This is a genomic window from Escherichia sp. WS338, assembly GCF_046486405.1.
Lineage (GTDB): Bacteria > Pseudomonadota > Gammaproteobacteria > Enterobacterales > Enterobacteriaceae > Escherichia > Escherichia coli.
In genome coordinates this window covers 121,949-132,176 of the sequence record NZ_JBJQLL010000003.1, presented here as the reverse complement: position 1 = coordinate 132,176, position 10,228 = coordinate 121,949, and the positions used below count along the sequence as shown (strand labels likewise).

The window sequence follows — 10,228 nt, the reverse complement described above, 5'->3', positions numbered from 1 at the left end:
CAGAGAGCGACTCCATGTCCGTAGAAAATATTGTCAACATTAACGAATCTAACCTGCAACAGGTTCTTGAACAGTCGATGACCACTCCGGTGCTGTTCTATTTTTGGTCTGAACGTAGCCAGCACTGTTTGCAGTTAACCCCGATCCTGGAAAGCCTCGCGGCGCAGTACAACGGGCAATTTATTCTGGCGAAGCTGGACTGCGACGCGGAGCAGATGATTGCCGCCCAGTTTGGTCTGCGCGCGATTCCGACCGTGTATCTGTTCCAGAACGGGCAACCGGTAGATGGCTTCCAGGGGCCGCAACCGGAAGAGGCGATCCGCGCCCTGCTGGATAAAGTGCTGCCGCGCGAAGAAGAGCTGAAAGCGCAGCAGGCGATGCAGCTGATGCAGGAAGGCAATTACACCGACGCCTTGCCATTGCTGAAAGACGCCTGGCAGTTGTCGAATCAGAACGGGGAGATCGGCCTGCTGCTGGCAGAAACGCTGATTGCGCTGAACCGTTCTGAAGATGCAGAAGCGGTGCTGAAAACCATTCCGTTGCAGGATCAGGACACCCGCTACCAGGGGCTGGTGGCGCAAATCGAACTGCTGAAGCAGGCGGCTGATACGCCGGAAATTCAACAGTTGCAACAGCAGGTGGCGGAGAATCCAGAAGATGCCGCACTGGCGACGCAACTGGCGCTGCAACTGCATCAGGTTGGGCGCAATGAAGAGGCGCTGGAGTTGCTGTTCGGGCATCTGCGTAAAGATCTCACCGCCGCAGACGGTCAGACGCGTAAAACGTTCCAGGAGATCCTCGCTGCGCTGGGTACGGGTGATGCACTGGCGTCGAAGTATCGCCGCCAGCTGTATGCGTTGTTGTATTGAGTTTCCGTTGATCGGCACATGAACCACAACGCCGGATGCGATGCTGCGCATCCGGCATCGCATCATTTCTTCTTCAATTGCGTCACCACCAACTGGTGGCGCGAATTGTAAAACTTACGATAGGTTAAATAGCAGGCAATAATGGTCGACAGGCTGGCGGTTGAGAGCAGCATAAAGGTCACCATAATCTGATATTTAATCGCCTTCACCGGATCAATCCCGGCAAATATCAGCCCGGACATCATTCCTGGTAAACTCACTAAGCCTACCGTTTTTGCTGAATCGACCGTCGGAATTAAAGCCGCGCGAATACTGTCGCGAATCAATATCGCTGAAGCCTGTTTCGGCGTCGCGCCAAGACTCAGTTTCTCCTGAATCTGTTGCTGTTCGCTAATGACCCGTTGCCCTAAATTGTTGTAACACAACCCCACCGCTACCATGGCGTTGCCGGCTATCATCCCGGCGATAGGGATCACCTGCATCGGGATAAATTCAATCGACCCTGAGAGAATCAGCACCGCCAGGGTAATTCCCGCCCCGACCGTAATGGCAATAAACGATGAGATAAAAGCTTTAGCAATATATTTACTGCGTTTTTGCGCATTCCACGCCGCATTAAAGCAGATAAATAACACCATCAATAATGTCAGGCTGGCATCATCCACGCTGAAAATATACTTCAGCACATAGCCGACAATAATCAGCTGAATTATCGCTCGCCCGACGCTCCAGAGAATATCTTTCTCCAGCGCCAGTTTTTCTTTATGGCTAATTAAGATTGCCACCACCACCAGCATCAATGCCAGTGCTAATGATTCGTTAGTAATATTATGCGAGTTCATAGCGTGCTTCCTGCATTTCTCCGGCATGCGGTTGCAGTGTAATCACTTTATCCGCATGATTAATTTCGTCTTTATCGTGTGTCACCCACAGCACGGCAATATTTTGCTCGCGCACATAACGGTGGATCATCTCATTAACGTTATGTTTATTACTTTCGTCCAGCGCACTGGTTATTTCATCCAGCAATAAAACCTTCGGCATAAATTGCAGGTTACGAATCAATGAGATGCGTTGTTTTTCCCCACCAGATAGCTCGGCGATATTCTTCGTCAAAATGGTGTCCGGTAAGGCGAAGCGTTCGAGAAAATCGAGAAAAATGGCTGGGTCAGGCTGCTGGTTACGGATCTGCCAAGGAAAGATCAGATTATCGTATACCGTGTCGCCAAACAGCGTCGGCGTCTGGGCGCAATAAGAGACTTGCTGGCGGTAGATTTCTGGCTTTAGTGTGCTGACATCCTCACCTTCAAACAGTAACGTTCCGCTGGTTGGGCTGATCAATGAAGCAACTATTTTTAGCAGCGTACTTTTGCCACAACCAGAAGGACCGGTAATTAACTTAAATTCGCCAGCACACAGCGAAAAATTGATGTTATTAAGAATCTTCGCATCACCCGCCAGATATCCTACGTTTTGTAGCTGAAGCAAAGGACTATTTTCCTGCATCACTGTTCCCTTTTTCTGATTTTTACTAAAAACAGTTTATCCTTCGCAGGAATAAGGGGAAACTCTCTTTCAGTAATCAGGTATAATTTGTTTAATCAAGCAGCAATTTTGCTGATTATGGACGGTACAACAGGAGGTTTTTCCGATGCTTATCTTTATCCCGATTCTCATTTTTGTCGCGCTGGTCATTGTCGGCGCGGGCGTCAAAATCGTGCCGCAGGGCTATCAGTGGACAGTAGAACGTTTTGGTCGCTATACCAAAACGTTACAGCCGGGGCTCAGTCTGGTGGTGCCGTTTATGGATCGCATTGGTCGCAAGATCAATATGATGGAGCAAGTGCTCGATATCCCTTCCCAGGAAGTTATCTCGAAAGATAACGCCAACGTTACCATCGACGCCGTGTGCTTTATTCAGGTGATTGACGCGCCGCGCGCGGCTTATGAAGTCAGCAATCTGGAGCTGGCGATCATCAACCTGACCATGACTAACATCCGTACCGTGCTGGGTTCAATGGAACTTGACGAAATGCTCTCTCAGCGCGACAGCATCAACTCACGCCTGCTGCGTATTGTCGATGAAGCCACCAACCCGTGGGGGATTAAAGTCACCCGTATTGAAATTCGCGACGTGCGCCCACCGGCAGAGCTTATCTCTTCAATGAACGCGCAGATGAAAGCGGAACGTACCAAACGCGCTTACATCCTTGAAGCGGAAGGGATCCGTCAGGCGGAAATCCTCAAAGCTGAAGGTGAAAAACAGTCGCAAATCCTGAAAGCGGAAGGTGAACGTCAATCGGCATTCTTACAGGCCGAAGCGCGTGAACGTTCTGCCGAAGCAGAAGCCCGCGCCACCAAAATGGTATCTGAAGCCATTGCCTCCGGTGATATTCAGGCGGTGAACTACTTCGTCGCACAGAAATACACCGAAGCGTTACAGCAGATCGGTTCGTCCAGTAACAGCAAAGTAGTGATGATGCCATTAGAGGCCAGCAGCCTGATGGGGTCGATTGCCGGGATTGCCGAGCTGGTGAAAGACAGCGCCAACAAACGGACTCAGCCATGATGGAGTTAATGGTCGTTCATCCACATATTTTCTGGCTAAGTCTCGGCGGTTTGCTGCTGGCAGCCGAGATGTTGGGCGGCAATGGTTATCTGTTGTGGAGCGGCGTGGCAGCGGTGATTACCGGTCTGGTGGTCTGGTTGCTGCCGCTGGGTTGGGAGTGGCAAGGGGTAATGTTTGCCGTCCTGACGCTGCTCGCCGCCTGGCTGTGGTGGAAATGGTTGTCGCGGCGGGTGCGCGAACAAAAGCACAGCGACAGTCATTTAAACCAGCGCGGGCAGCAGTTGATTGGCCGACGTTTTGTTCTGGAATCTCCGCTGGTCAACGGGCGTGGTCATATGCGCGTCGGTGACAGTTCATGGCCTGTCAGCGCCAGCGAGGATCTCAGTGCAGGTACGCATGTTGAGGTGATTGCGATAGAAGGGATAACGCTGATTATCCGTGCGGTCATCGCCTGATGCGACGCTGGCGCGTCTTATCATGCCTACAAAATATGCCCGAATCGTAGGCCAGATAAGGCGCTTGCGCCGCATCCGGCATATAGCCGAGTAGAGGCAAAATTACTCTTCCCGGCCTTTACCCATACTTTTTTGGTCTTCATCCGGATAGTGTTTTTTTAGATATTCCAGGACGTTTTTATTGACCTTGTGTTGGGTATACACCCACCCTTTCCAGTAATCAGGTTGGTCCAGGTAAACTTCTGGCGGAATGGTGAAATCAGAAAGCGTTAACCATTCGGCTAACAGATCGGGGTTTCGTTTCTGGATCAACTGCAACAGCATGATCAGCGACATGGCAGAGGCAGGAGCCGTACTATCGCCGCTTAAATACTTCCACACTGTCGACCGGTTCGAACGAAAAAGGATCGGTAACAATGCCCGGTCCAGATTCATTTCATTAAAAATCTTCTCAAATTCATTCATTTAAATTTTCCTGCCTGGCGTAAACCTCTTAAAAATTGAGATTTATCAAAGAAACGCATTTTAGCACACATCAGGAACCGCTTCACGTTTAGTCCAGAAACAGAATTTATTTCGCTTATCAAAACAAGTCTTTACTCTTTTTTACATTGAAAGAGCACAAAATGATTTTCGATTTTATTTATATAAGAAACATTTTTTGTTTCTTATTGGTGGTGTTTACGCTTACACCAGACAAAAATGCGCTTTACATCACACAAATGGCGGCGTAGATTTCGATTAAATTGCAACGCAGTTTATTTCTTAAAATAATATTATTTGTTTCTTATAGAAACATTAATGCGACTTATTTTGAACAAGAGAAAATGAATGAAAACTGTAAACGTAGCTTTACTGGCACTCATAATTTCAGCAACATCCAGCCCTGTTGTTTTAGCTGGTGATACCATTGAAGCGGCGGCAACAGAGCTTTCAGCCATTAACTCTGGCATGTCGCAATCGGAGATTGAGCAGAAGATTACCCGCTTTTTAGAACGCACAGACAACAGCCCCGCTGCGTATACCTATTTGACTGAACATCACTACATCCCTTCTGAAACACCTGATACCACTCAGACTCCCACTGTCCAGACAGATCCTGACGCAGGACAAAAAACCGTTGCCGCTACAGGTGATGCACAGACACCTGCCCGTTATCAGAGCATGATCAACGCCCGACAGTCTGCGGTAACTGATGCCCAGCAAACGCAAATTACAGAGCAACAGGCGCAGATCGTAGCCACACAAAAAACGCTCGCCGCGACTGGAGATACGCAAAATACTGCGCATTATCAGGAGATGATTAATGCCAGACTGGCGGCTCAAAATGAGGCTAATCAGCGCACTACCACGGAACAAGGGCAGAAAATGAATGCACTGACAACCGATGTGGCAGCACAACAGCAAAAAGAAAGGGCTCAATACGATAAACAAATGCAAAGTCTGGCGCAGAAGTCTGTCCAGGCACATGAGCAAATTGAAAGTCTGAGACAAGATTCCGCACAAACGCAGCAACAGTTAAGCAACACGCAAAAACGGGTCGCAGATAACAGCCAACAAATTAACACGCTCAATAACCATTTCAGTTCGCTGAAAAACGAAGTTGAGGACAACCGTAAAGAAGCCAATGCGGGAACTGCATCTGCCATCGCTATCGCCTCACAACCACAGGTTAAAACCGGTGACGTGATGATGGTGTCAGCGGGAGCGGGAACCTTCAACGGTGAATCTGCGGTGTCTGTCGGAGCATCTTTTAATGCCGGAACGCATACGGTACTTAAAGCCGGTATTTCTGCGGATACGCAATCTGATTTCGGCGCAGGTGTCGGCGTAGGATATTCGTTCTAATATTTCAATCCTCAATATAAATAAGAGCAAGGAAGCTTGCCGGGTTTCACCTCTTCATTAATTCGCACATTATTTAAGGTTAACAATGATGAATAGCTCCATTAAATCCTTTTCCCTGCTGGCGGTTATATTACTGGCTGGCTGTAGCTCACCCGCTTCCCGCATCGCAGATTGTCAGGCGCAGGGCGTCAGCCATGACACCTGTTATCTCGCAGAACAGCAGCGCCAGACGGCTATTTTAAGTGCTTCTGAAGCGCAGGCATTTAAAAATGCAGAAGCCGCACAACATGCCCAGGCGGCAAAAAAAGCCATTTATAAAGGATTTGGCATGACCTTTAGAATGAGTAGTAAGAATTTTGCTTATCTCAATGATTCATTATGTGCCATAGATGAAGATAATGCCGATGCCACGGTTTATCAGTCGGGTCTGTATAATGTCATTGTTTATCATCACACAGGAAAAGTCGCCTTAATGAAAGAAGGCCAGTTTGTGGGTTATTTAAAATGAAGGAGCAAAGGAAAATCCCCCTGACGCATATTATGATTATCGGTGCGTTTATTTTTGCCTTCTTGCAAGTGGTGTTATTAGCCTCCCTGGTTCACGCTGTGAATGTTAACAATGAAATCCAGGAAGGCTTATTTCAGTCGGGGCGCATTATGGTAGAAAGTTTGCAACATATTCTTTCGGTACAAACGGGGATTAATGGGTAAGGACACCGTTTCCATTTCCAGAGCAATAGTCACCAGCGTAATTTTCTGGCACAGTTCAGGGAACTGAAATTTTGGCTAAGGAGTGGCCATGCTTTTTCCCCTTTCGAAAACCTGAAGTACGTCTGCTGAAAAATACCGCTGCGGGCGTCATTTTTTCGGTGAAGTCCGGGAAAGGATTTCTGCGTCAATGTGTGATTTACGATCCGCACTCGCACGGTCTTATCCATTCGCTCTGCTGGCAAGGATGTCCCGTTAATACGTTTCTGGTCCGAGGCTGGTTGCCCTACCTGTGCGGAATTTGTCTACAGCGGTTTTGCGGAGGGTGAACAGGGAGCCGCCCGGTTTTTGTCTGCTCTCGAAAACTGGAATCGCCCGCGCTCTGGCCTGGTATCTCCCTGATTCCTATCTCTGCGTTCTGCTCGACGGACACCATAAGGCTACTGCCGCCGCGCTGGAAGGGCGACCGCTCAAAACACAGGTGCTCAGCACGGCAACCCATTTTAATGATGAGCAACAAACCCTGGTATTTCCTGGCGGGGAATGTCTGCACAAAACAGAGCTGCAACACCACATACCAAAACTCACCGCGTGCAAAACATTACCGCCCAACGCATGGGAGAGTTTCGGCCCTGATAAGCACATCAGCCCATCCGAAACCTGGTCAGGCCCCCTCACCTTCCGGTTGATGGCGCAAAACCGAACGCCGCAAGCAGATGCTTTTTTTCTGGATTTTGCCATCAATGATGACGGGGAACGTCCGGAGCTGACGAAAATAATGGACGACTATTTTCGCAAGCCTTAATCACCCCGCCCGATGATGACAGCAGCCGGAGAGATTTTCGATAATCGGGCAGTCGGCGCTGTCATCACCGGGGCAGGCATTCGCCAGCGCCAGCAGCTGGTTACGCATGGATTGCAGTTCTTCGATATGCTGTTCGATCTCCGCTACTTTCTCCAGCGTACGACGTTTGACGTCGGCGCTGTGACGCTGCGGATCGTTAAACAGATTCACCAGTTCGCCGCTCTCCTCCAGGTTAAAGCCCACCTGGCGTGCCTGGCGCAGTAAGGTCAGTTCGTTGAGATGCTGCTGCGTGTAGGTGCGATAACCGTTTTCGCTGCGCATCGGCGGCGTCACCAGCCCCTTCTCTTCATAGAAGCGAATGGCTTTGCTGGTCAGGCCGGTAATTTTTGCTACATCGCTAATGTTCATCGTTCGCGCAACGCCTCCTGTGCTTTGTTAAAGGGTTTCAACAAATATTCAAGCACGTTTTTTTGCCAGTGCGAATATCGACCGCCACCACAATAATACAGGAAGTACTGCGCACAGAGAGATGTTATACGGTTTTATTGCGCTTCATGACCATTGCCACAATAAGGCTGAGTAAGAGTGCGCCAATAATCCATATCAGCGCACGGCTGCCCTGGGACCACAGGCTGTAGATAAAGCCAACGATCACCAACAACATCACCAACGTACCAACGATAAGAATCGGCAACGAGGCGTGAATATCATGACGCAGGCGGATCGCCACCACAAACACCGCCAGATAGCAAATCAAAAAGGTGGCGCTGGCAACGCTGGCGAGTGAGCCTAAATTCAGCGCCGCCGTCATCAGCATAATCAACACCACGACAATGATGTTGCCCCAGGTACTCTGCCGCCACAGGGATTTATTCATTAGCTTCGGCAGTTCGCGTTCGCTGCCCATGTTGTCCATGATGTTAAACACGGCGAACAGGTTCGCGTTGATGGCTGAAGCCGTCGCCAGTAAAGCGCCGATGACGACGATCACATAACCCACATGCCCGAGCAGCGGAGAAGCTGCCTGCGCTACGGCGGTATCGGCATATTTTTCTAACTCTAATGCCGATACATCGCTAAGCAAAACCAGCGCCAGCGAGATATAAAGCAACGTGGTAACGCCAATCGCCACCAGAAACGCCCGTGGCATAATGACCTGCGGATCTTTCACTTTATCCGCCGCGTTCGCCATCATGCCAAAGCCCGCATAGGCAAGGAAGGTTATCCCGATACAGGAGAAGAACGCACCGGAGCTGGGGGGCGCAGAGACGGAAATATGCGCCGGTTGCAGCGACCAGACACCGGCAATGATCAGCAATAACAGGATCATCATTTTAATGCCGACGAGGATCACTTCCAGCCGCCCTACCGCATGGTTGCTTAAGGAGTTGAAAAGCGTCATCACCGCAATGATCCCCAACGCGTAGAGCAATATAAGGTGCTCCTCCTGACTGCCTTCATGCAAAAACTGCACGGCATAAGCGCCAAAAGCACGGGCGACCATGGCGATGCTCACCGCCAGCGTCAACAGGTACAATAACGAGAGTGCCAGCGAAAAGACGCCGTTGCCTAATCCGCGACGAAAGAAGTCGATAATACCGCCATTGCTGGGATAGCTCGCCCCTAGGCGCGCATAGGCATAACCGGAAAACATCGCCACAATACCGCCAAAAGCAAAGGCGACCCAGGTCGAGGCTTCCATTAGCAACGCAGCCTGCCCCAGCAGCGCGAAGATCCCCGCCCCCACCATTGCCCCAATACCGATGGAAACGACGTTCCATAGACCGAGGGGTTTGTTATCGTTATTACCTTCCGTGTTCATCATGATCAGCCCTTAAACACGTTATAGCCGAGTTGCTTAGCGACCGATGCCACCATTTTTTGACCGCGAACACTGTTGCCTTCTTCGTCCAGCGGTGGTGAGAACGCGGCAATTCCCATCACGCCAGGGACGACCGCCAGAATACCGCCACCTACACCGCTTTTGCCCGGTAAACCAACGCGATACGCCCAGTCACCGGAGCGACCATACAGCCCTTCCATCATCATTTCAGCCAGAATGTACGGCACGTTGTCGGCCTGAAGAACGCGTTTATGCGTCAGCGGATTCACACCACCCGCCGCCAGCGTCGCGCCAAGCGTTGCCAGTTCAACAGTATTGATGAGCGTGGAGCACTGACGGGTGTACACGTCACAGGCTTCCATTGCATCACAATAGAGATATCCGGCGGAGTACAGCAGCCAGGCAATGGCCCGGTTATGGAAGTTGGTTGTTTGTTCCGACTGGTTGACTTCATCAGAGAGCGCTACCTGCTCACCAGCCAGTTGTTGTTGGATATGTAAAATTCGCTGCCAGCGTTGTTCGGCATTTTCAGCGTTAATCAGGCTGGTGGTGGCAATAGCGCCAGCATTTACCAGTGGCGACAGCGGTTTGCCGCCATGCAACTCTAAGGCGATAACTGAGTTAAAGGGCAATCCGGTCGGGTCAGCGCCAACTTTGTCCTGTACCGCCTGCGGGCCGACATCTTCTAACGCAAGGGCTAACGTACAGACTTTCGAGATGGATTCTAGCGCAAAGCGGTAATCACTATCACCCGCGCGATAGATGTTGCCATCGCAGGTCACAATAGCCACTGCTGCCAGTTGACCAGGTACATTCGCCAGAAAGGGAATGTAGTCGGCATTTTGTCCGCCGTTAAGTGAGTGAAATTGGGTGTAAGCCTGATCCACTGCCTGCTGTAATTTGTTTGCATCTAACATCTTTTGTTAACTCCTTTTTATAGATGCGGGAGGTAATTCCTCACCCCGGTGCCAATTTTCAGGCATCCTGATTTAACTTAGCACCCGCAACTTAACTACAGGAAAACAAAGAGATAAATGTCTAATCCTGATGCAAATCGAGCCGATTTTTTAATCTTTACGGACTTTTACCCGCCTGGTTTATTAATTTCTTGACCTTCCCCTTGCTGGAAGG

12 protein-coding genes and 2 pseudogenes are annotated in these 10,228 nt (G+C 50.0%); 7 read left to right on the top strand and 7 right to left on the bottom strand.

Annotated features, from left to right (window positions below; genetic code table 11):
- Positions 1-14: 14 nt before the first annotated feature.
- A complete protein-coding gene (cnoX, locus tag ACJHWT_RS03380) occupies positions 15-869 on the top strand; it encodes a chaperedoxin (protein WP_001295322.1) in 855 nt (284 codons plus the stop codon).
- A gap of 62 nt (positions 870-931) precedes the next feature.
- Here cnoX and fetB read toward each other — a convergent pair whose 3' ends face one another.
- Together fetB and fetA are read right to left on the bottom strand one after the other, a co-directional pair.
- On the bottom strand, positions 932-1,711 hold the full coding sequence (gene fetB / locus ACJHWT_RS03375) for an iron efflux ABC transporter permease subunit FetB (protein WP_001295323.1): 780 nt from the start codon (positions 1,709-1,711) through the stop codon (positions 932-934).
- On the bottom strand, positions 1,698-2,375 hold the full coding sequence (gene fetA, locus ACJHWT_RS03370) for an iron efflux ABC transporter ATP-binding subunit FetA (RefSeq protein ID WP_001317661.1): 678 nt from the start codon (positions 2,373-2,375) through the stop codon (positions 1,698-1,700). The genes fetB and fetA overlap by 14 nt, the downstream gene beginning before the upstream one ends.
- 145 nt (positions 2,376-2,520) lie before the next feature.
- Between fetA and ACJHWT_RS03365 the strand changes: the two genes are divergently transcribed.
- Both ACJHWT_RS03365 and ACJHWT_RS03360 read left to right on the top strand, forming a co-directional pair.
- Positions 2,521-3,438: an SPFH domain-containing protein gene (locus tag ACJHWT_RS03365; protein WP_000904502.1), complete on the top strand. Its 918-nt coding sequence runs from the start codon at positions 2,521-2,523 to the stop codon at positions 3,436-3,438.
- Positions 3,435-3,893 carry an NfeD family protein gene (locus tag ACJHWT_RS03360; protein WP_000970319.1) on the top strand — a complete coding sequence of 153 codons (459 nt, stop codon included), beginning with the start codon at positions 3,435-3,437 and terminating at the stop codon, positions 3,891-3,893. Before ACJHWT_RS03365 ends, ACJHWT_RS03360 begins: the two co-directional genes overlap by 4 nt.
- Before the next feature lie 102 nt (positions 3,894-3,995).
- Here ACJHWT_RS03360 and ACJHWT_RS03355 read toward each other — a convergent pair whose 3' ends face one another.
- On the bottom strand, positions 3,996-4,358 hold the full coding sequence (locus ACJHWT_RS03355) for a hypothetical protein (protein ID WP_001001644.1): 363 nt from the start codon (positions 4,356-4,358) through the stop codon (positions 3,996-3,998).
- A gap of 366 nt (positions 4,359-4,724) precedes the next feature.
- Between ACJHWT_RS03355 and ACJHWT_RS03350 the strand changes: the two genes are divergently transcribed.
- The 4 genes and pseudogenes from ACJHWT_RS03350 to ACJHWT_RS03335 all read left to right on the top strand — a co-directional run bounded on the left by ACJHWT_RS03350 (position 4,725) and on the right by ACJHWT_RS03335 (position 7,254).
- Entirely contained in the window at positions 4,725-5,741 is a 1,017-nt protein-coding gene (locus ACJHWT_RS03350) for a YadA family autotransporter adhesin (protein ID WP_000859813.1), read from the top strand.
- An 85-nt stretch (positions 5,742-5,826) separates the two neighbouring features.
- Positions 5,827-6,249, top strand: a complete 423-nt coding sequence (locus ACJHWT_RS03345; RefSeq protein ID WP_001317660.1) for a hypothetical protein — start codon at positions 5,827-5,829, stop codon at positions 6,247-6,249.
- A complete protein-coding gene (locus tag ACJHWT_RS03340) occupies positions 6,246-6,452 on the top strand; it encodes a hypothetical protein (protein WP_000664217.1) in 207 nt (68 codons plus the stop codon). Before ACJHWT_RS03345 ends, ACJHWT_RS03340 begins: the two co-directional genes overlap by 4 nt.
- 122 nt (positions 6,453-6,574) lie before the next feature.
- Positions 6,575-7,254, top strand: a pseudogene (locus tag ACJHWT_RS03335) (hypothetical protein).
- Here the strand turns inward: ACJHWT_RS03335 and cueR are convergent.
- The 4 genes and pseudogenes from cueR to glsA all read right to left on the bottom strand — a co-directional run bounded on the left by cueR (position 7,255) and on the right by glsA (position 10,014).
- Complete coding sequence (cueR, locus tag ACJHWT_RS03330) at positions 7,255-7,662, bottom strand: Cu(I)-responsive transcriptional regulator (RefSeq protein ID WP_001026743.1); 408 nt, start codon at positions 7,660-7,662, stop codon at positions 7,255-7,257.
- Positions 7,659-7,756, bottom strand: a pseudogene (locus tag ACJHWT_RS03325) (hypothetical protein); the annotation flags it as partial. The pseudogene ACJHWT_RS03325 and the gene cueR, both read right to left, overlap by 4 nt.
- Positions 7,757-7,786: 30 nt before the next feature.
- Complete coding sequence (locus ACJHWT_RS03320; RefSeq protein ID WP_000982144.1) at positions 7,787-9,079, bottom strand: APC family permease; 1,293 nt, start codon at positions 9,077-9,079, stop codon at positions 7,787-7,789.
- A 2-nt stretch (positions 9,080-9,081) separates the two neighbouring features.
- A complete protein-coding gene (gene glsA, locus ACJHWT_RS03315; protein ID WP_000883024.1) occupies positions 9,082-10,014 on the bottom strand; it encodes a glutaminase A in 933 nt (310 codons plus the stop codon).
- Between the last annotated feature and the right edge of the window lie 214 nt (positions 10,015-10,228).